Source organism: [Bacillus] caldolyticus (genome assembly GCF_003595605.1).
GTDB lineage: Bacteria > Bacillota > Bacilli > Bacillales > Anoxybacillaceae > Geobacillus > Geobacillus thermoleovorans.
In genome coordinates this window covers 275,297-295,088 of sequence record NZ_CP025074.1, presented here as the reverse complement: position 1 = coordinate 295,088, position 19,792 = coordinate 275,297, and the positions used below count along the sequence as shown (strand labels likewise).

Genomic DNA, 19,792 nt, shown 5'->3' with positions numbered 1-19,792 from the left:
AGCTACCAACTAGTCAGTATGTTGTTTTTATCATACTCCGATTGATTGGGATATGCAATTGTTTTTTTGGGTTATTGATTATTTAGAACATTGTTTGTGACATGAAATATTGTCGCGAATCCAGTACGTTGCACGAAAGGATGAAAATCTCTTTCAATTAAGTTGAATTTTTGGTTTACACTTCGCCGATTGCCTGACACATTAGATTGCATCCGCATGTATCGAAGTGCAAATGGTAACGAACAATTGGAACCTATATAGTTTTGACATTTTCAGGGTAGATAAAAAAGCCCGGCGAGGGCAGACGGGGCGTCTGCGGTCAACCGGCCCAAAGCGGCAAAAGAACGTATCCTGCAAGCGACACGCCGGCGCAAAGGAGAGAGATGCGCAATTTGTATTTCGCATAGCTCATCAAGTCCATATCCATAATGGCTGCCGTTGTAATCGTCGTATCGCCAAGCGGCGAAGCAAAGGCGCCAAACGTCCCGCTCGCAAACACGGCGCCGACTGTCACCTCGAGCGGCGCCCCGGTCGCATGGGAAAGCGTGACGCCAAGCGGCATCAAAATGCCCCACGTTCCCCATGAAGAACCGATAAAGTATGATAAAAACGATCCGACCAAAAACACGGCCGCTGGCACGAATGCCCCCGGCAGCCATGTGCCGAACGTCGACGACACGTACTCCGCAAATCCGAGTTCCCCCGCCACCGCCGAGACCGCCCATACGAGAACGAGCATGCCGATCGGCGCCATCAGCTCGTTTCCTCCGGCAAAAAAGTGGTACGTCAACTCTGAGAGCGATTGTCGGCGCCACAAATAAAACATCATCGACAAAAGGATGGTCACAAACAGCGCCAACAGCATCGCCCATGTCGCATCGGCCGCGGAAAACGCCTCCCACCAATTCTCTGCCCCGCGTTTCCTCCCGTCGTACACGAAAAAGGCAAACGTCAGCGCGATTAACAGCGCCAGCGGGACAAACAAGTGCAACGGCTCCCCGTTGATCAGCGCCAGCTCCTTGCGCAATCCGAGCCCGTGCAGTGTATTCGTTTCCCCTTCTCCTTTTTTCGCCCGCGGTTTGCCGATCCGGATGTTCAACATCGTCGTCAACACCCCGACGGCCAGAGCGACAATCGCAAACAAGTTGTACGGCAGGCTGCGCAAAAACACGTCATACGGCGATTCGTGAATGTCGTTTTGCTCAAGCGCCGCGGCGACAACAGAAGTCATAAAGCCGACGAACGCTGTCGCCGCTGGCAAAAGCACGATGATCGGCTCGGTCGAGACGTCGATCATGTACGCCATGCGGCGGCGGTCGATGCGAAACTGGCGAAGGACCGCTTTCATCACTGGTCCAAGGAGCATAATGCGAAACATCGGCATAAAAAACGTCACCGGCACCGTCAGCCAAACGAACAACAAAATCCCCCGCTTCGAGCGGATGCGGCCGGAGAGTCTCTCGACAAACCCTTTGATCCCGCCGGTAATTTGCATCATGCCGACAAGCGAACCGAACAAATACAAAAACGCGGCCACCTTCATATGCTCCGGATCGGTCAGGGCGTGAAGAACAGCGGAAACAGCGCGCTCAATCGCGCCGACAGCCGACCACTCAAGGCAAAACGCTCCGACGAGCAATCCGGCCACGAGGCCGGGCAAAATTTCTTTCAGCCATACCGCCAACGGAATGATGAGCAGAAAAGGCAACAGCGACCACCATGTTCCTTCCACGTCGGCGCCTCCTTTGCGATGATGTTGTTACCAAGAAGGATAGCCATAATGCAGTTTTTTTATGATTTTCATTGAAGATTTAGAACATAGTTTTATTTATAAAATTTATGTTGCCCACGCAAACAAAAAAAAGCCGCGCTGCAGTTTGCAGCGTGGCCCACACTTCCATCCGCCCCGGGCTGACTCCCAAACAACCTGGGGCACAGAAGGCGTTGTCATTTCCGGCGCGCAAAATCGATAAATCGGAACTTGTCGAGCCGGTGACGCGATTCCGTATATTGAAACAATGCAGCATTGCTTAAATACACATAGTTTTTGACGACAACGACGCGGTCATCGCCATGCAAATCCAAATAGCGCCGGTCTTCGTCCGTCGCTTCGTCGACCGATATTTCTTTTTTCGCAAAGCTGATCGGCAAATACAGCTTCGTTTCCAAATATTCATAAATCGAGTCTTCGCAAATCTCTTTGGTCAATAGCGGCACATGCTTTTTCAGAAAAAAGTCTTTATCCAAAATAATCCGCTCTCCGCCGATTTCCCGGACGCGCACGACTTTCCACACTTCGTCTTTGCTTGAGGCGCGCAGATGCTGCCTGAGCTCGCGATCCGGCTTGATGATCGCCAGTTCATGCACGATCGTCCGCACCGGCTGCTTCATCGTCTGCGCCAGTTCTTTAAAGCTGACCAATCCGGATACGGGAAAGTCATATTTGCCGACGTCAAGGACGATAGATCCTTTTCCTTTCATTTTTTGGATATAGCCGTGCTCGGACAACAAATGGAGCGCTTTGCGAATCGTCTCGCGCGATGTCTCATATCGGGCGGCCAGCTCGTGTTCCGATGGCAGCTTGTCGTACGCCTTCCATTCTCCGCGGCGGATGCGGGAAATGAGGTCATGGTAAATGGTTAAATATTTGTTTTCATGCATAAGAATCACCGCTTGTATTGTATCACGGCCGGCGCAAAAGATAAACAACCGATTCGTATGGGCGCAGCTGCATGCGGCGAAAATCGGCCGGCGCGTCCGAATAATTGGCAAGCAGCAGTTCTCCCGTATAGCCATCGGCTCCTGCTTCTTTCGGCAGCGTGAACGTCGTTTCGATTGGATAAAAATTGTTGACAACAAGCAGCTTTTCTCCATCGCCATGACGCATATAGGCGAAAATATGCGGATCGTCCGCAAGCAGCAGCTCATAGCGCCCGGTCGTAATGAGATCATACTGTTTGCGCAGCTCAATGAGCCGCTTATAGTGGTAGAAAATCGAGTCGCGGTCGGCGAGCGCCTGTTTCACGTTAATGCGTCGGTAGTTGTCGGCGACGCGAATCCACGGCGTCCCGGACGTGAAACCAGCATGCGGGCTGTCGTCCCATTGCATCGGCGTGCGTGAGTTGTCGCGCGATTTTCGCTGCAAAATTTCCATCACTTCTTGCTCGCTTTTGCCTTGTTCTCGCAAAATCCGGTACATGTTGAGCGACTCAACGTCGCGGTAGTCGCGAATATCGGTGAATTTCGGATCGGTCATGCCGATTTCTTCGCCTTGGTAAATATAGGGCGTCCCTTGCATCAAATGGATCGTCGTCGCCAGCATTTTCGCTGACTCTTTCCAATACGTCCCGTCATCGCCATAGCGCGACACGATGCGCGGCTGATCGTGGTTGCACCAAAAGAGCGCATTCCAGCCGCCGCCTTCATACATCCGGACTTGCCATTCGGACAAAATGCGTTTTAAGGCAAGGAAATCAAATGGGGCGACTGCCCATTTTTCTCCGTTCGGGTAATCGACCTTCAAGTGGTGAAAGTTAAACGTCATATTGAGCTCGTGGTTTTCCGGGTTCGTGTAGCGGATGCAATGATCGATCGTCGTCGACGACATTTCCCCGACCGTCATGACGTCATATTTCGAAAACACTTCGCGGTTCATCTCTTGCAAAAACTCATGAATGCGCGGTCCGTCCGTATAAAAGCGGCGCCCGTCCCCCGGCGGCACCGAACCGTCATCATCCGGGAAGCGCTGGTCTTTTGACAACAAGTTGATGACGTCAAGCCGAAAGCCGTCCACTCCTTTTTTAAGCCAAAAATGCATCATGTCATAAATGCGGCGGCGCAGCTCTTCGTTTTCCCAGTTCAAGTCCGCTTGTGTCACATCGAACAAATGCAAGTAATATTGGCCGGTTTGTTCGTCGTATTCCCACGCCGAGCCGCCGAATTTCGATTGCCAGTTGTTCGGCGCTCCGCCGTCCGGCTTCGGGTCGCGCCAAATGTAAAACGAGCGGTATGGGTTCGTTTTCGAGGAGCGCGCCTGCTGAAACCATTCATGGTCGGTTGAGGTATGGTTGACGACCATGTCCATCACCAGCTTCATGCCGCGCGCATGCACTTCGTGAAGCAGACGGTCAAAATCGTCCATCGTTCCGTATTCGTGATGGATGCGGAAATAATCGCTGATGTCATAACCGTTGTCGCGCTGCGGCGACGCGTAGATCGGCGTCAGCCAAATGACATCGACACCCAATTTTTGTAAATAATCAAGCTTCTCGATCACGCCCGGCAAATCGCCAATGCCGTCTCCATTCGTATCGTAGAAGCTTTTCGGATAAATTTGATAAACGACCGCTTTTTTCCACCAAGGGGTTGTTGACATCTCTCTTCACCTCGTTCGTCGGGATAAAAAACATACCATTGGCATCGGCGGCCAATGGTACGGGCGGGAAATAAATGATTTCGCACATCGTTCTCTTGCTTCCACACACGGCAATCATGAGCGGGCGGCTTTACGCACTTTCCCAAAGACAAACGTCAGCGCAAACGGCACCGCAATCGCGATCGCCATGCCGATAAAGAACGGCGTCCACTTTTGCGGCACGATCGACAAGAAACCCGGCAGGCCGCCGACGCCGATCGACGGGGCCATCACTTTATTGATCGTGATGAACATGCCAGCGATTGCCGCCCCTGTCATCGCTGCGATAAACGGGAAGCGAAAGCGCAAGTTGACCCCGAACATCGCCGGTTCCGTGATGCCTAAATACGCGGAAACAGCCGACGTAAACGACAAACCGCGCAGCTTTTCCTCCTTCGCGACAAACATCATCGCCAACGCTGCCGAACCTTGGGCGATGTTTGACATGACCAAAATCGGCCAAAGGAACGTGCCACCGGTATTGGCAATCAGCTGCAAGTCAACCGGCAAGAACGTATGGTGCATCCCGGTGACGACAAGCGGCGCATACAACGCTCCATACAACAATCCTCCAAGAGCCGGAACCGTGTCAAAAATCGTGACAAACAAGTGGGTAATGGCATTGCCGATCGCAAATGTGATCGGCCCAATGGCGATGAACGCCAAAAAGCCCGTAATGAGCAACGCAAGCGGCGCGACAAGCAACAGCTGAAACGCATCCGGAATGCGCTTGCGCAAAAACAGCTCCAGCTTCGCCAGCACGTAGGAAGCCACCAGCACCGGCAGCACTTGTCCTTGGTAGCCGACTTTTTGCACTTCAAAGCCGAACAAGTTCCAAACTGGAATCTCTCCTTTTTCTTTCGCCGCTCCCCAGCCCCAAGCGTTGAGCAAATCTGGGTGGACGAGCATCAAACCAAGGACAATCCCTAAGAGCGGGCTGCCGCCGAATTTCGTCACCGCCGACCAGCCGATCAAACCGGGCAGGAAGACGAACGCCGTATTGGCGATCAAGTTGATCATGTTCGCCAAATCGGCCCATTCTTTGTGCACCTCGACAAACGATTTCCCTTCGTAAAAAATGCCTGGGCCTGTCAAGACGTTGTTAATCCCCATTAACAAACCGGCCGTCACGATTGCCGGCAAGATGGGAATGAAAATATCAGCCAGCGTCTTAATCGCGCGTTGCAGCGGATTGAGCTTCGCTTCCGCAGCGTCTTTAATCTCCTGCTTTGTCGCCCGGCCGATGCCCGTCAGCTCGATGAGGTCGTCATACACTTTATCGACAAGCCCTTGGCCGATGACGACTTGAAACTGGCCGTTTGCCGAAAACGACCCTTTGACGACATCGATGCGCTCAAGCGCTTCCTTATTGACTTTTCCTTCCTCTTTGAGCGCAAACCGAAGCCGCGTCACACAATGCGTGGCGGCGACGATGTTTTCTTTGCCGCCGATGGCTTCAACGATTTGCGCGGCTGCTTGTTGGTATGCCCCCATGATGAACGCCTCCCTTTTCTTTCCTTAACAACGACCGCTATAGCGTTAAATCGCTTTCAGCAACCGGTTGCAAACAAACTTGTATATACAACCTGAATTCATTTTATCTTGTATATACAAGTTTGTCAACATCTTTCGATGACCTTCTTCATTTTTCGACAATAGTTGTTGTTTTTTTACTAACTTCCACTTCTTTTGTTATGTTTTGTCAAGCGGCAGGAAAATCAACGACCGAGTAGGAAAATAAAACATAACGCAAATCAATGCCAAAAGACGAGAAAGGATGAGGAAATGCGATGAAAACCTATACACTCCGCGAAGCAGCGAAAAAAATCGGGGTCACCGCCCGCGATTTGAAACAATGGGAAAAGCAGTTCGCCGGATCGATTGCCGTCCCACGCACAACCGAGGGGGCACGCATGTACACCGACGAGCTGATCGACCGGTTTCGCCATATCCGCACTTGGCTTGAGGACGGCCGCCATCCGCGCGAAGTGGCTGAAATGATCAGGCAAATGGACGGACAACCGGCAGAGCGAGCCAACGAGACAGCCGCTCAAGTGGAAACAGCCGTCATGGAAGGGGAAATCATCGATGTGCCCCGCCTGCTGCATCAAGGGATGCCATACATAGCCGAGCAGTTGGCGGCCCGCTTAAAAGACGATATCGTCGACGCCTTGAAACAGGAAACGACAGCCACGGTCCGGCAAGCGATGGATGAGGTGAAAGGCCGCCTTGACTACATCGAGGAGCAAACGACGGCAGCTGCCGAAACGGTGCGCCGTTCACTCCGCGATTACGAGGACGCATGGCAGCAAAAAACGGAACAGCTGCATGAACATTTGGAAACGGTCGTCGCGTTCTGTCAAGAGGAAAAAGTAAGACAGGAAGAGGAGCGAAAACAGCTCGAACTGCGCATTTTAGAACGGGAAAAAGCGTTTCGCGAGCTCGTGTTGTCGTTTCGGCAAACCGCTGCCAGCACCAGCGCTGCTCGAACACGGGCAAATAAATGGTGGAAGTTTTGGTGAAGACAATTTTGGCATCAATGTGACAAGGGCACCCGTTTTGGATGCGCCATACCTCCGTCAAAAATCAAAAAAGGGCCCCGCCAAAACGCGGGCCCCTTTTTGCGTCATATTCGGCGGCTCTCGGCCGCATGTCGTTTGATGGCTTCGATCAAGTGCGCTTCTTCTTGTTTGGTGACATGGAGGCGGACGCCATAATAGTAGGCGTGGACAAACGGTCTTTCCCAGACAAGCTGCCCCCGCAGCGTAAAGGGGGCAGCGTTTAGCCAAAACGAGATGTCAACCAGCGTTCCCCCTGTTGAAAAGGAAGGCGGCCTTCCGTTTCGATTTTCATCCCGTGCGGACTTAGATCGTGAATGTAGACGCTGCGCTCGCCATCGGCTGTGCGCAGTTCGGCCGGGAGCGGCCGGCCAAACTGATGCCGGAACGGTTCTTGACGCTTAAACCTCATCCTTCTTCCCCTTTTCCAAGCAGCTTCGCCGGCTCTTTCCAGACGTCCACCACCGGCCCGGCTTCGTCAGTGTCAACGACAAACGAACCCGTGCTGTAGCGGTCGGAGAGACGAAGGGAAGCGGCTTCGATCGTCTCGACCACCCCTTTTTCCGTCCGCAATCCGACCATTTCCTCATCGCTGCTGACAAAGACGGCGCCGACAACTCGGTGCGGGTTGGATTTCACTTCGCGCACAATCACAACGCCGCGCTTCGCCCGTGATGACGGCTCAAACTCGCTCATCGCCACTTTTTTCACCGCTCCGCGCTGCGTCACGACGACGAACGAGCCCCCCTCTTCTAGGCGAACGGGACACGCAGCGGCGACAAAGTCCCCTTCCTTCAATTGAATCCCTTTCACGCCAGCCGCGCGCACGCCAACAAGGCTGATCTCCTCCTCGGCAAACAAGAGCGCATGTCCATCATGCGTCGCAAGCCAAAGATGGCCGCATCCATCCGTCGCGTAGACGGCGATGACGTCATCATCCTCTTTCACATTAACGGCCACAAGCGGGCGGGTGTAGCGCTGCACTTGGTATTGAGCGAGCTCCGTTCGCTTTACGAGCCCTTGTTTCGTCACAAAGATGAGCTGCTCCCCGGTGTTAAAGGAAGAGACTGGAACAGCGGCGACGAGTTCATCGTCGCGTTCAAGCGGAATGAGATGGGAAATGTGGTGGCCGACCTCTTTCCAACGGATATCAGGGAGCGTATGCACCGGGCAGTATAAATAGTAGCCGCGGCGGGTGAAAAGCAAGAGCACATCGGTCGTATTCATCTCGAGCTGGGCGAGCAGCCGATCCGTTTCCTTCATGCCCATGTCTTGACCGTTTGAGGCGCTGTATGAACGATAGCTCGTCCGCTTCACATATCCTTCTTTTGTCACGGTGACGATCACGTCTTCCGCCGGAATGAGCGCCTCCACCTTCACTTTCAGCTCTTCAATCTCCTCTTCAATCACCGTCCGCCGCTCATCGGCATATTGCTTTTTCATCGTCTTCAGCTCTTTTTTGATGACGCCAAGCAGCTTCTTTTCATCTGCGAGAATCCCCGTAAGTTCCGCAATTGCTTGATCCAGTTCTTCCGCTTCTTGACGCAGCGCCGTGATGTCGGTGTTCGTCAACCGATACAGCTGGAGCGTCACGATCGCCTCGGCCTGCGCTTCGGTGAATCCGTAATGAGCCATCAGCCGTTCTTTGGCGTCGCGCTTGTCGCTTGAAGCCCGAATTGTCGCAATCACCTCATCCAAAATGGAAAGCGCCCGAATCAAGCCGTCGACGATGTGCTTCCGCTCATTCGCTTTTTTCAGCTCAAAATGCGAGCGGTTGGTGACGACCTCTTTCCGGTGGGCGATGTAGGCATCCAACAGCTCCGGCAAACTCATCAGCTTCGGCCGGCGCTCATGGATCGCCACCATGTTGAAGCTGTACGGCACTTGCAAATCCGTATTTTTGTACAAGTAGTTGAGAATCGCTTCCGCATCGGCGTCTTTTTTCAATTCGATGACGATCGACAGCCCGTTCCGGTCCGTTTCATCGCGCACATCGGCGATGCCGTCGAGCTTTTTGTCGAGGCGAAGCTCGTCAATTTTTTTCACTAAATTCGCTTTGTTCACTTCATACGGCAGTTCCGTGATGACAATGTGCTTTTTCCCGCCTTTTCCCTGCTCGATGGCGGCTTTGGCGCGGATGATGATTTTCCCGCGGCCGGTCTCATACGCCTTGCGGATGCCGTCTTTCCCTTGGATGATGCCGCCGGTCGGAAAATCGGGGCCAGGAAGAACCGTCATCAGCTCGTCAACAGTGCAATCCGGCCGGTCGATCCGCATCAAGACGGCGTCGATCACCTCGCCAAGCGCATGCGGCGGAATGTCGGTCGCATAGCCGGCCGAAATCCCGGTCGAGCCGTTCACCAACAAATTCGGAAACATCGCCGGCAGGACGGTCGGCTCATCGGTCGTATCGTCAAAGTTCGGCACAAACGGAACAGTTTCTTTGTCAATATCGCGAAGCAATTCGGCGGCAATCGCCGACAGGCGCGCTTCCGTGTAGCGCATCGCCGCCGGCGGGTCGCCGTCGATGCTGCCGTTGTTGCCGTGCATCTCCACCAGCACGTTGCGCAGCTTCCACTCTTGGCTCATCCGCACCATCGCTTCATACACCGATGAGTCGCCGTGCGGATGAAAGTTGCCGATCACGTTTCCAACCGTTTTCGCCGCCTTGCGAAACGGTTTATCAGCCGTGTTGCCATCGATGTACATCGCATATAAAATACGGCGCTGCACGGGCTTCAACCCGTCGCGCGCATCTGGGAGCGCCCGGTCTTGGATAATGTATTTGCTGTAGCGGCCAAAGCGGTCGCCAAGCACGTCCTCTAACGGCATTTCCAGCAATCGTTCTGCCATCGTCATTCTCCTTTCCTAACACATCAGCACCAAAAAGGCGGCGCCTTTTCACGCCGCCATCAGCCGATCCATCCCGGTTCCTCTTCGAGCCCGAAGGCGACGTGCGTTTCGATCCATTTGCGGCGCGGCTCGACTTTGTCGCCCATGAGCGTCGTCACCCTCCGTTCGGCGCGGGCCGCATCTTCAATGCGCACGCGGATGAGCGTACGCGTCTGTGGGTTCATCGTCGTTTCCCATAATTGATCGGCGTTCATTTCGCCGAGCCCTTTATAGCGCTGAATCGTATAGCCGCGGCCCATTTTTTTCGTAATTTCTTTCAGCTGCTCGTCCGTCCACGCATATTCGACGATTTCGTTTTTGCCGCTTTTTTTGCTGATTTTGTAAAGCGGCGGCAAGGCGATGTACACTTTTCCCGCTTCAATCAGCGGACGCATGTAGCGGTAAAAAAACGTCAAAAGCAGCACTTGAATATGGGCGCCGTCCGTGTCGGCATCGGTCATAATGATCACTTTGTCGTAGTTGACATCATCGAGCGAAAAGTCAGCCCCGACGCCGCCGCCGATGGCGTGGATGATCGTATTGATTTCCTCGTTTTTCAAAATATCGCCAAGTTTCGCCTTTTCCGTGTTGATGACTTTTCCGCGCAGCGGAAGCACCGCCTGGAATCGACGGTCGCGCCCTTGTTTCGCCGAACCGCCCGCCGAATCGCCTTCAACGAGATAGAGCTCATTTTTTTGCGGATTGCGCCCTTGCGCCGGCGTCAGCTTGCCGCTTAAGAGCGCCTCTTTCCCTTTCCGCTTTTTGCCGCTTCTCGCCTCTTCGCGCGCTTTGCGGGCCGCTTCACGCGCCTGATAGGCCCGGATCGCTTTCTTAATGAGCATCGCGCTTACGTCCGGGTTTTCTTGCAGAAAGTACATCAGCTGCTCGGACACCACCGCATCGACGGCCGAACGCGCTTCGCTCGTTCCGAGCTTTCCTTTCGTCTGCCCTTCAAACTGCAGCAAGTGCTCTGGGATGCGCACCGAAACGACCGCGGACAACCCTTCGCGAATATCGGTTCCTTCCAAATTTTTATCTTTTTCCTTGAGCAAACCGACACGGCGGGCGTATTCGTTAAAAACGCGCGTCATCGCCGTTTTCGCACCCGCCTCATGCGTGCCGCCGTCTTTTGTGCGCACGTTGTTGACAAACGACAGCACGTTTTCCGAATAACCGTCATGAAACTGGAACGCAAACTCGACTTCAATGCCGTTTTGCTCGCCAGCAAAATAAACGACCGGGTGGAGCACATCTTTCTCCTCATTCAAATAGGCGACAAACGCTTCAATTCCGTTTTCGTAGTGGAACACCTCGCGCATGCCGGTCCGTTCGTCAACGAGTTCGATTTTCAGCCCTTTTAACAAAAACGCCGATTCGCGCAGCCGTTCACTCAATGTTTCATAATCGAAGACTGTCGTGCTGAAAATCGTTGGGTCCGGCTTAAATTGAATGATGGTTCCGGTTTTGTTCGTTGTGCCGATTTTCTCTAGCGTCGTCACCGGTTTGCCTCCATGCTCAAACCGCTGCCGGTAAATGAAGCCGTCGCGATGAATCGTGACGACCAGCCATTCTGATAAGGCGTTGACAACCGACGCCCCGACTCCGTGCAGGCCGCCGCTCGTTTTATAGCCGCCTTGGCCGAATTTGCCGCCGGCATGAAGCACGGTCAAAATGACTTCCGGCGTCGGCTTGCCGAGCTTATGCATCCCGACCGGCATGCCGCGCCCCTCATCCAAAACCGTGATGCTGTTGTCTTTATGTATTTGCACGAAAATGTAGTTTCCGTATCCAGCCAACGCCTCATCGACCGAATTGTCAACAATTTCATAGACAAGATGATGCAAGCCGCGGCTGTCGGTGCTGCCAATGTACATCCCCGGCCGCTTCCTGACTGCCTCGAGCCCTTCCAACACTTGAATGGCATCTTCGTTATATTCGTATGTCGCATGCTTTGCCACAAGGCCACCCCTTCCTACAAAAACAAGAACACCTGTTTCTATTGTACCACAAACTTCCCGACTGTCCATTGCCTTTTGACATCCCCCGACAAATTCGGACAAGTGCGACAAAAAAACGAAAGGACCATCTCGAACAAGATGGCCGTTTCATGGATTAAGATTAAGCACGCTTGGTGAGCGCATGTTCCACTTTAATGCAGCGGTCCATAATGACCGTGTAGCCTTTTTCTTTCAAAAAGCGATACGCCTCCTCATTGACGACGCCAAGCTGCGCCCAAAACACGTCGGCATCGATTTGCACAAACTCGCGGGCCAGCTCGGGCAAATGCTCAGAGCGGCGGAACACATCGACGATGTCGACATGGCCTTCGATATCGGTTAGTTGATCAACCGCCGGAATGCCTTCCCACTCATCGATCATCGGATTGACCGGAATGATTTCGTATCCAGCGTCTTTCATCGCTTTCGCCACCATATACGACTCGCGCTCCGGATTGTTGGACAACCCAACGACGGCAATCCGTTTCGCCTTGCGCAAAATTTCACCGATTTCTTCCCGGCTTGGGTTGACAATGGACATCGAGGTCTCTCCCTCCTTTATTCTCCTTTTTGCTGTACTATATAGATGCAATTTAAAGCTTTAACATTTTTCGTTTTTACCGATCATTTCATCCGACTGTCGAGTGACCGAACAACACCGCTTAAAGACCCATGAATGGGTCTTTAAGCGAGTCGTTGTTCGGTCTTCCGTCACGCCTTAGCGTGACGGAGGCAAGCCTATGGCTTGCCTTCGACAGTCAAAAATGGATGAGCCACTTTTCCGTCAAGGATATGTGAAACGATTTCGTTGCATCTATATAGTTTCGCTCCAGCCAGATCAAAATCCTGCCCAGCCAATAGAAAAAGGAAAAAATCATCGATCTTTTTTGCACAGCGCCCACACACCCTAGGCCGGCCACAACAGACGCAAACTTGAACATCATATTCATCGCCTACGCATCGATCCGCTTTCTCGTCCGCATCCAGACATTCTGTTTGCTGGCTGTCCGAACATGGATGGCCTGCTGCTGTTTTTTGCAAGAAAAAAGTGCAGAGTATTGCAGTATATAAATTCGTTTATACCGCATAAAAATTCAATCTGAATTCTCGCTATTAAGGGCTTGACATGGAGCCTCTGCAGCCATGATTCTTTTGCCAAGCGGCCAGCTGTAACAGATTTGGCAAACCCAAACAGGTTATCATGGCTACCCCTCCATGTAAAGCCCCTCTGCATAACCATTTGCATAGAAATTTTGCACATCTCTGCACTTTAATTTTGCAATAAACATGCTGCCAGTTATTTTATGTTCCACCCGGCGTACACCCCAGCTAAAAAAACGGTAGTCATGGCAATCGCATGGACGATCATCCATCCCCACCGGCCGTAGCGGAAAGAGGAAGCCGCAAGCGGGGAGCGCGCTTTTTGGGGGACGATTTTTCCGCCCATCCACTCAAAGAAAAGCAAATACAGCCACCAGGCGGTGTATGAATCCCACACATCCCACTGTTCCTTATAATCAATCAGAGGGTGCGGCGATACAAGAGCAACCAACTCGAACAACATAATCAACTGCACCATCGCAAAGTAAAACGGCAACTTCCATGCCCAGCTTTCCGGACTGTACTTGACTCCAAACAAAACGAAAAACGGAATGACGGTTGCCATTTCAACGAGCGGAATCGGTGTATAAGGAACGAGCTTAACAGGGAAGGAGTAAAAGCCTGCATAGACAAACGCAAGGCAAAGAACGATGCCTGTCACCGCACTGAATGCATACAAAACCGCATATCTCCGTATATGCCGTTTGGCGATCCAAAAACTTCCCGCTATACTCAACATGACCGCTGCCAGTTCCACCATCCAAACAACAGGAAGAGAAACCGTCATCATCGATCCTCCCTAACCCATTTCCCACTCCCTAAACGCAGTCTCAGACAGCACTGTTAGTATAATCCAAAGTGTGGAATTTATTCCGGCGCCCCCACCGGCTTTCCACCCCATCAAGCTGTCTAGCATGGCTTAACAAACGTGCTTCGTGCAAATTTATTATTATTGATGAAAAAAGGGGGTGTCCCAAAAGGACTGGGACACCCTCTCTCATCGCTATATATAAGCACCAGCCGCTTCTCTGTCACACTATATATCGCCTTTTGGGTCAGCCCCTTTCATGGATCGGACTGCATCAAACTTTCAAGAATCTCCGAAAAAAGAAATCATTGCGCAACAAACGCTAAAATTTTCCCGAACGAAAAATCGAGTAAAGCAGCCAACCGAACAGAAAAGCGGACGCGCCTAATCCGATTTCAACAGCAGGAATCTTCCACAGCAGCGTCGACGGCCGCCCGAGCGAGGAAGCGATCATCAGCCCGGCAAGGACGATGCTCAGCGAAAGAAGAACGATGCTAAACGACAGCCGGTTCGTAATCTGATCGAGCTTCTTTAGCAGCGTTTCCAAATCAGGCGCCGTGATTTCCAATCGAAGCTTGCCGTGCCGCATCATTTTCGTCCATTCCTTTACGCTGTCCGGCAAGCGAAGCAGCCATTCACCGTAGTCGAAAATCCGTTTCCACGCCGTTTCCGCTACACGGTCAGGCCGAAGACGCTCTTTCATTAGCTTTCTCCCAAACGGTTCGGCCACATCCATGATGCGAAACTGCGGATCGAGCATCTCCACGACCCCTTCGACCGTCAACAGCGCTTTCCCTAACAGCGTCAAATCGCTTGGGATGCGAATGCCATGGCGAAATGCCACCGAAAGCAAATCCTCGACGGCTTCCCCAAGACTGATCTCACCGAGCGGGACGCGGTAGTATTTCTCCCGCAACTCGTCAATATCATCGCGCAATTTTCCTTCATCGACTCCGTCAGGAACAATTCCTAAACCGTAAATCGCACCCAACACCCCATCCGTGTTTTGCCGCATTAAGGCGATGATGAGTGAAGAAAGATGATGTTTGACATGAGGTCGAAGGCGGCCCATCAAGCCAAAGTCAATGAAGGAAAGCGTTCCATCGTCAAGAACAAATACATTGCCAGGATGAGGGTCGCCATGAAAAAATCCATGCTCAAACATTTGTTGAAAGGTTGCTTCAGCCAAACGCTCGGCGATCGTTTTTAAGGAGTGGCCGTTCGCTTTCAACCGCTCGATCTCCCCGAGTTTGATCCCTTCGACATATTCCATCGTGAGCACTGTTTTCGTCGTATAATCCCAAAACACCTTCGGGACATACACCGACGAATCGCCGGCAAACTGCCGTGCAAACCGTTCCGCATGGCGCGCCTCGACTGTATAATCCAGCTCCTGCCGTAATGAACGCGCCAGTTCATCGACAATCTCAGACAATTGGTAGGTTGCCGCCCAATCGAGACGGCGTTCCGCCAGCACGGCCAAATCTTGCAAAATTTCCAGATCCGTCTCCACCCGCGCAGCGATGTGCGGGCGCTGCACTTTCACCGCCACGGCCTGTCCGGAAGGAAGAACCGCCCGGTGCACTTGTCCAAGCGAAGCGGCAGCGAGCGGCATTTCCTCAAATGAACGAAAGAGTGTTTCCAGCGAACTTCCAAACTCCGCTTCGACAATCCGGCGGACATCGGCAAACGGAAACGGCGGAACTTGGTCTTGCAGCTTTTCGAGCTCACTGATGATCGGAGCGGGAATCAAATCCGGCCGTGTGCTGGCAATTTGCCCGAGCTTCACGAACGTCGGGCCGAGCTCCTCAAGCACAAGGCGGAGCCGCTCCCCAACCGTTTTTCCTTCCTTTTTCCCTTGCTCCGCTTTCCATCGCGGCGGCAACGAAAGAAACGACGAAAAGCCGAGTTCATCGACGATCATCCCGAATCCGTGCCGAAGCAAGGAGGCGGCGATTTCGTGATACCTTCCGATATGGCGCATCCGTTTTCCGATCATCGAGACATCTCTCCTAAGGCGGCAAAAAGCGAGCGGACAGGCCGCATCGGTTTACTGCCCGCTTTGTTCCTTTTCTTCAAGACGGCGGATTCGCTCCTCGAGCTGCCGCACGTCTTCTTTCGTCGCCAAGTCGAGTTTATCGATCACCTGCTTGATTTGCTCGCGTACAAGCCGCTGCACTTCCGTTTTCCGCGCTTCGGTCTGCTGTTTCCATTGATCGATCACTTCCTTCGATTCGTCAAGCGACAATTCCCCTTTTTTGACTAACTCGTCAATGATTTTTTCCACTTGTTCTTTGCTGGCAATCGCCAATCCCAGCCCGAATGCCAATCCTTTTTTCAAAATGCTCATTCGTTTGTAGCCTCCTTGTGCCATTGTGTTTTCCTTATTGTACCATTCTTTGGCGATCCATGTCGAGCTAGACGGCAGCTCTTTTGTATAGGAGACAGGTCGATGCGGCATGCTATCGTTGGACAACGATTCAAAGGAGGGGTTTGATGGCCGACGAACCATTGCATTACGGAGAAGACTATCATTTTATTCACGCGACGTCTGTGGCAAGCGGTGTCGGCGTCAGCGTGCTGCCCGATTTGTACTGCCATACGATCCAAATCGTGAACATTTGTCTTGTCGGCCGCCCGGACGACCACGCGTTTGTATTGGTCGACGCTGGCATGCCGGGATCGGCTGATGACATTATTTCCGTTGTGGAACAACGGTTTGGAGAGGGCAGCCGCCCGCAAGCCATTGTTTTAACCCACGGCCATTTTGACCACGTTGGAGCGATTGTTGAGCTTGTCAAGCATTGGAATGTCCCGGTGTATGCCCATCCGGCTGAACTGCCGTATTTGACTGGAAAGGCGAGCTATCCTGAACCTGACGCTTCCGTCGAGGGCGGCTTCATCGCCAAAATCTCGCCGTTTTTTCCGAACGAGCCGATTCAATTAGGCAACCGCGTCCAGCCGCTCCCTGCGGACGGCACCGTTCCGCACTTGCCGGAATTTCGCTGGATCCACACACCGGGGCACACGCCAGGCCACATTTCGTTATTTCGGCCGCGCGACGCCGCTTTAATCGCCGGCGACGCGTTCGTCACCGTCCGCCAAGATTCACTGTATAAAGTGTTGACCCAACAAATCGAAATCAGCGGCCCGCCGCGCTATTATACCATCGATTGGCGCGCCGCCCGCGAGTCGGTGCGCAAGTTAGCCGCACTCTTTCCGTCAGTCGCCATCACCGGACACGGTGCTCCTGTCGCCGGCAAAGAGCTGCGTGAAGGGTTGACAAAACTCGCCCGTGATTTTGACCGTATCGCTACCCCTGATTATGGGAAGTACGTCCATTAGGCAAACGGACTATCGTTCCGTGAACGGCTTCTAGTTTTGTTTGAAGCGGAAGTTTCTCTGCTAAAACCACTTTCAAGTAAAAACCAAGGGAGGGTGTCTGAACGGGGGCACCCTTCCGTTGACATGTGAAAGTCAGAGGATTCTCCATGGAGATGGTAGAGCACATTATGCCTTTAGCGACAACGCAAAAAAGACGACAAGAATCATTCTTGTCGTCCATCATAAGTGATGGGCCTAAGTGGACTTGAACCACCGACCTCACGCTTATCAGGCGTGCGCTCTAACCAGCTGAGCTATAGGCCCGCTTATAAGAAATAAAAATGGAGGGGGACGGATTCGAACCGCCGAACCCAAAGGGAGCGGATTTACAGTCCGCCGCGTTTAGCCACTTCGCTACCCCTCCGTAATCGTGATGCCGACTGCAGGACTCGAACCCGCAACCTACTGATTACGATTCAGTTGCTCTACCAATTGAGCTAAGTCGGCATAAAATAAATGCAAGAAGGTGGCTCATTGTTCATTTGTTGTGTCCCTTTCTCTACCAGCCAATTCGAAGAAGCTGGGTGCGTCGGGACAACTCGAAGCAAATTCGACGATGCAGATGCTCGTCTCTACCAATTGAGCTAAGTCGGCATAAAATAAATGCAAGAAGGTGGCTCATTGTTGTGCTCTGTGCCTCTTCCTCTACAAGCTGTTTCGAGGAAGCAGGATGCGTCGAGGCAACTCGAAGCCGACTCGACGAAGCAGGTGCTCGTCTCTACCAATTGAGCTAAGTCAATATTTATGGCGGAGGAGGAGGGATTCGAACCCCCGCGGGCTGTGACACCCCTATCGGTTTTCGAAACCGACCCCTTCAGCCAGACTTGGGTACTCCTCCATAGCTGTTTGGAGCGATGCGGTCGAGAGGACTTGAACCTCCACGGGGTTGCCCCCACTAGGCCCTCAACCTAGCGCGTCTGCCATTCCGCCACGACCGCATACAATGGAGCGTAGGGGATTTGAACCCCTGACCTCTTCGCTGCCAGCGAAGCGTTCTCCCCCTGAACTAACGCCCCATGATGGTGGAGTATACTGGGATCGAACCAGTGACCCCCACGCTGTCAACGTGGTGCTCTCCCGCTGAGCTAATACTCCACGTTGTTTGCCTAGCAACGACCTACTCTTGCAGGGGCGCTGGCCCCAACTACCATCGGCGCTGGAGGGCTTAACTTCCGTGTTCGGGATGGGAACGGGTGTTTCCCCTCCGCTATCACCACTAGGCAATGGCGACGATTTCTATTATAAAGCAATCCAAAAGTTTGTCAAGTTTTTTTGTATCTTTATATTTCAGTTCCTTCAGAATCGGAACGACAATGTAAAATTTACTATAAAAAAATGAAAGAGTCAACCCTCTTTTTCATTTTTTTTGATCTTCACTGTCCCTTTCTCTAAAGTTCTTGTCATCCCCTTCTTTATACGCGTATAATAAAGAAGAAGGAACGTACAATAAAGCAGGGCATTGGCGGCCACCAATGCCCTGTCCATACACAGCCGCTGCAAGAAGCGCAGTGGCCCAAGCCTCGGGCATCGTAACCTACCCTCGCCTCGGCCTAGCAGGGTGGGTTACTTTTTGTCTTTGGATACGGCGATCACCGCGACGATGAGTGACGCAAACGCAATCATGAGCGTCAGCGCGTCGGCAATCGACATCATCAGCACCACCCCCTTTCGTTCAGGGAGTGGCCACTGCCCACCCTGCATATGGCTGTGCATGTTTCATTATACCATCAAATCAAACAAATGCGAATATACATTCGCGTCCTCGTTGAAAATTAGGAATGTTTCCCTACCCGAGGTATCCCCCCCCCACCTTGCCTGTTACTTCGCGCCGCATCTTCACGGCCCCTTCCTCTCTGGTTCTTATAGCCCGCTGAAACTCCGACGTTTTCATCAAGCGCATAAAATCCGCGTTTTTCCGAATAATGATCATAGACGAATCTCGCTGTTCCAAGGAGGAAAAAAGGTGGAACAAGCAAGGCAAACCCGCATTCATGGGCTGTTGTTGCTGATCGTCGCTGCTGTGTTCGTTTGGTCGGCCATTCGTCCAACCAGCTATGCGGTGTGGGCGCTTGAGGTCGCCCCAGCGCTTGTGGGGCTTGTGATCGTGATGGCCCTGTATCAACGCTTCCGGCTGACAACGATGTCGTATGTCATCATCGCCATGCTGGCGGTCCTCATGTTGATCGGCGGCCATTATATTTACTCCAAAGTTCCTTTTTTTAACTGGATCAAAGATGCGTTCCATTTCGAACGCAACCATTACGACCGGTTTGGCCATTTCCTCAAAGGGACGTTCGCCATCGTCCTAAGGGAGATTGTACTGCGGAAAACGCCGCTGTCGCGCGGCCCTTGGCTTTTCACGATCGTCACAAGCATGTCGCTCGCCATCGCCGCCCTGTATGAAATCATCGAATGGCTCGTCTCCATCATCTCCAAAGGAGGAAAGGCATCGAAAGACTTTTTGGGCACACAAGGCGATATTTGGGACACCCAATGGGATATGGTATGCACATTGATTGGGACACTGATTGCCCTATGGCTGCTCTCAAGGTGGCACGACCGGCAACTTGCGCGGTTGGATCAGCCCCGTAGCTAGGCTCGTAAAACAGCGGCTTCTCTTTTCAAGAGAAGCCGCTGT

Annotated in this window: 15 protein-coding genes, 7 tRNA genes and 1 rRNA gene; 3 read left to right on the top strand and 20 right to left on the bottom strand. The window is 52.6% G+C overall.

Annotated features, from left to right (window positions below):
* Positions 1–319: 319 nt before the first annotated feature.
* From CWI35_RS01535 to treP, 4 genes are all read right to left on the bottom strand, one after another.
* Positions 320–1,732 carry a Na+/H+ antiporter NhaC family protein gene (locus tag CWI35_RS01535; RefSeq protein ID WP_069304243.1) on the bottom strand — a complete coding sequence of 471 codons (1,413 nt, stop codon included), beginning with the start codon at positions 1,730–1,732 and terminating at the stop codon, positions 320–322.
* Positions 1,733–1,947: 215 nt separating this feature from the next.
* The gene (treR, locus tag CWI35_RS01530) at positions 1,948–2,661 is read right to left on the bottom strand and encodes a trehalose operon repressor (protein WP_119877423.1); all 714 of its coding nucleotides are present in this window, start codon (positions 2,659–2,661) and stop codon (positions 1,948–1,950) included.
* 22 nt (positions 2,662–2,683) lie between these two features.
* A complete protein-coding gene (treC, locus tag CWI35_RS01525; protein WP_011231238.1) occupies positions 2,684–4,375 on the bottom strand; it encodes an alpha,alpha-phosphotrehalase in 1,692 nt (563 codons plus the stop codon).
* A gap of 114 nt (positions 4,376–4,489) precedes the next feature.
* Positions 4,490–5,908, bottom strand: a complete 1,419-nt coding sequence (gene treP, locus CWI35_RS01520; RefSeq protein ID WP_011231239.1) for a PTS system trehalose-specific EIIBC component — start codon at positions 5,906–5,908, stop codon at positions 4,490–4,492.
* 296 nt (positions 5,909–6,204) lie between these two features.
* Here treP and CWI35_RS01515 point away from each other — a divergent pair, with 296 nt between their 5' ends.
* Positions 6,205–6,936, top strand: coding sequence for a MerR family transcriptional regulator (locus CWI35_RS01515; RefSeq protein WP_011231240.1), 732 nt, complete (start codon positions 6,205–6,207; stop codon positions 6,934–6,936).
* A 259-nt stretch (positions 6,937–7,195) separates the two neighbouring features.
* Here CWI35_RS01515 and CWI35_RS18655 read toward each other — a convergent pair whose 3' ends face one another.
* From CWI35_RS18655 to CWI35_RS01480, 7 genes are all read right to left on the bottom strand, one after another.
* Positions 7,196–7,384, bottom strand: coding sequence for a PilZ domain-containing protein (locus CWI35_RS18655; RefSeq protein WP_276121537.1), 189 nt, complete (start codon positions 7,382–7,384; stop codon positions 7,196–7,198).
* The gene (gene parC, locus CWI35_RS01505) at positions 7,381–9,825 is read right to left on the bottom strand and encodes a DNA topoisomerase IV subunit A (RefSeq protein WP_023634528.1); all 2,445 of its coding nucleotides are present in this window, start codon (positions 9,823–9,825) and stop codon (positions 7,381–7,383) included. Before parC ends, CWI35_RS18655 begins: the two co-directional genes overlap by 4 nt.
* A 59-nt stretch (positions 9,826–9,884) precedes the next feature.
* Positions 9,885–11,822: a DNA topoisomerase IV subunit B gene (parE, locus tag CWI35_RS01500; RefSeq protein ID WP_011231243.1), complete on the bottom strand. Its 1,938-nt coding sequence runs from the start codon at positions 11,820–11,822 to the stop codon at positions 9,885–9,887.
* A 160-nt stretch (positions 11,823–11,982) separates the two neighbouring features.
* Positions 11,983–12,402: a CoA-binding protein gene (locus CWI35_RS01495; protein ID WP_011231244.1), complete on the bottom strand. Its 420-nt coding sequence runs from the start codon at positions 12,400–12,402 to the stop codon at positions 11,983–11,985.
* A gap of 756 nt (positions 12,403–13,158) precedes the next feature.
* On the bottom strand, positions 13,159–13,749 hold the full coding sequence (locus CWI35_RS01490) for a CBO0543 family protein (protein WP_033012734.1): 591 nt from the start codon (positions 13,747–13,749) through the stop codon (positions 13,159–13,161).
* Positions 13,750–14,092: 343 nt separating this feature from the next.
* Positions 14,093–15,769 carry an ABC1 kinase family protein gene (locus CWI35_RS01485; RefSeq protein ID WP_119877422.1) on the bottom strand — a complete coding sequence of 559 codons (1,677 nt, stop codon included), beginning with the start codon at positions 15,767–15,769 and terminating at the stop codon, positions 14,093–14,095.
* Positions 15,770–15,820: 51 nt separating this feature from the next.
* A complete protein-coding gene (locus tag CWI35_RS01480) occupies positions 15,821–16,120 on the bottom strand; it encodes a phasin family protein (protein ID WP_011231247.1) in 300 nt (99 codons plus the stop codon).
* A gap of 146 nt (positions 16,121–16,266) precedes the next feature.
* Here CWI35_RS01480 and CWI35_RS01475 point away from each other — a divergent pair, with 146 nt between their 5' ends.
* The gene (locus CWI35_RS01475; protein ID WP_042381124.1) at positions 16,267–17,115 is read left to right on the top strand and encodes an MBL fold metallo-hydrolase; all 849 of its coding nucleotides are present in this window, start codon (positions 16,267–16,269) and stop codon (positions 17,113–17,115) included.
* 229 nt (positions 17,116–17,344) lie between these two features.
* On the opposite strand, the gene CWI35_RS01470 is transcribed toward CWI35_RS01475, so the two are convergent.
* The 9 genes from CWI35_RS01470 to CWI35_RS18470 form a co-directional block, all read right to left on the bottom strand.
* Positions 17,345–17,418: transfer RNA gene (locus CWI35_RS01470), tRNA-Ile, on the bottom strand.
* Between the two features lie 18 nt (positions 17,419–17,436).
* Positions 17,437–17,518: transfer RNA gene (locus CWI35_RS01465), tRNA-Tyr, on the bottom strand.
* A gap of 10 nt (positions 17,519–17,528) precedes the next feature.
* Positions 17,529–17,601 (bottom strand) — tRNA-Thr (locus CWI35_RS01460).
* A 298-nt stretch (positions 17,602–17,899) separates the two neighbouring features.
* Positions 17,900–17,992 (bottom strand) — tRNA-Ser (locus CWI35_RS01455).
* Positions 17,993–18,009: 17 nt separating this feature from the next.
* Positions 18,010–18,092: transfer RNA gene (locus CWI35_RS01450), tRNA-Leu, on the bottom strand.
* Between the two features lie 6 nt (positions 18,093–18,098).
* Positions 18,099–18,170 (bottom strand) — tRNA-Ala (locus CWI35_RS01445).
* A 4-nt stretch (positions 18,171–18,174) separates the two neighbouring features.
* Positions 18,175–18,249: transfer RNA gene (locus tag CWI35_RS01440), tRNA-Val, on the bottom strand.
* A 9-nt stretch (positions 18,250–18,258) separates the two neighbouring features.
* A 5S ribosomal RNA gene (gene rrf / locus CWI35_RS01435) occupies positions 18,259–18,375 on the bottom strand.
* Positions 18,376–18,717: 342 nt separating this feature from the next.
* Positions 18,718–18,807 (bottom strand): putative holin-like toxin, encoded by a 90-nt coding sequence (locus CWI35_RS18470; protein ID WP_021322622.1) that lies wholly within the window; start codon positions 18,805–18,807, stop codon positions 18,718–18,720.
* Positions 18,808–19,117: 310 nt separating this feature from the next.
* Between CWI35_RS18470 and CWI35_RS01430 the strand changes: the two genes are divergently transcribed.
* Positions 19,118–19,750, top strand: coding sequence for a DUF2238 domain-containing protein (locus tag CWI35_RS01430; RefSeq protein ID WP_042381123.1), 633 nt, complete (start codon positions 19,118–19,120; stop codon positions 19,748–19,750).
* Positions 19,751–19,792: the final 42 nt, after the last annotated feature.

What these genes read in the sequence shown, in the direction of transcription:
- treC (WP_011231238.1), bottom strand. Translation starts at nt 4,375, where the DNA reads ATGTCAACAACCCCTTGGTGGAAAAAAGCGGTCGTTTATCAAATTTAT.
- treP (WP_011231239.1), bottom strand. Translation starts at nt 5,908, where the DNA reads ATGGGGGCATACCAACAAGCAGCCGCGCAAATCGTTGAAGCCATCGGC.
- parC (WP_023634528.1), bottom strand. Translation starts at nt 9,825, where the DNA reads ATGGCAGAACGATTGCTGGAAATGCCGTTAGAGGACGTGCTTGGCGAC.
- CWI35_RS18470 (WP_021322622.1), bottom strand. Translation starts at nt 18,807, where the DNA reads ATGATGTCGATTGCCGACGCGCTGACGCTCATGATTGCGTTTGCGTCA.
- CWI35_RS01515 (WP_011231240.1), top strand. Translation starts at nt 6,205, where the DNA reads ATGAAAACCTATACACTCCGCGAAGCAGCGAAAAAAATCGGGGTCACC.
- CWI35_RS01495 (WP_011231244.1), bottom strand. Translation starts at nt 12,402, where the DNA reads ATGTCCATTGTCAACCCAAGCCGGGAAGAAATCGGTGAAATTTTGCGC.
- CWI35_RS01480 (WP_011231247.1), bottom strand. Translation starts at nt 16,120, where the DNA reads ATGAGCATTTTGAAAAAAGGATTGGCATTCGGGCTGGGATTGGCGATT.
- CWI35_RS18655 (WP_276121537.1), bottom strand. Translation starts at nt 7,384, where the DNA reads ATGAGGTTTAAGCGTCAAGAACCGTTCCGGCATCAGTTTGGCCGGCCG.
- CWI35_RS01490 (WP_033012734.1), bottom strand. Translation starts at nt 13,749, where the DNA reads ATGACGGTTTCTCTTCCTGTTGTTTGGATGGTGGAACTGGCAGCGGTC.
- CWI35_RS01485 (WP_119877422.1), bottom strand. Translation starts at nt 15,769, where the DNA reads ATGATCGGAAAACGGATGCGCCATATCGGAAGGTATCACGAAATCGCC.
- CWI35_RS01475 (WP_042381124.1), top strand. Translation starts at nt 16,267, where the DNA reads ATGGCCGACGAACCATTGCATTACGGAGAAGACTATCATTTTATTCAC.
- treR (WP_119877423.1), bottom strand. Translation starts at nt 2,661, where the DNA reads ATGCATGAAAACAAATATTTAACCATTTACCATGACCTCATTTCCCGC.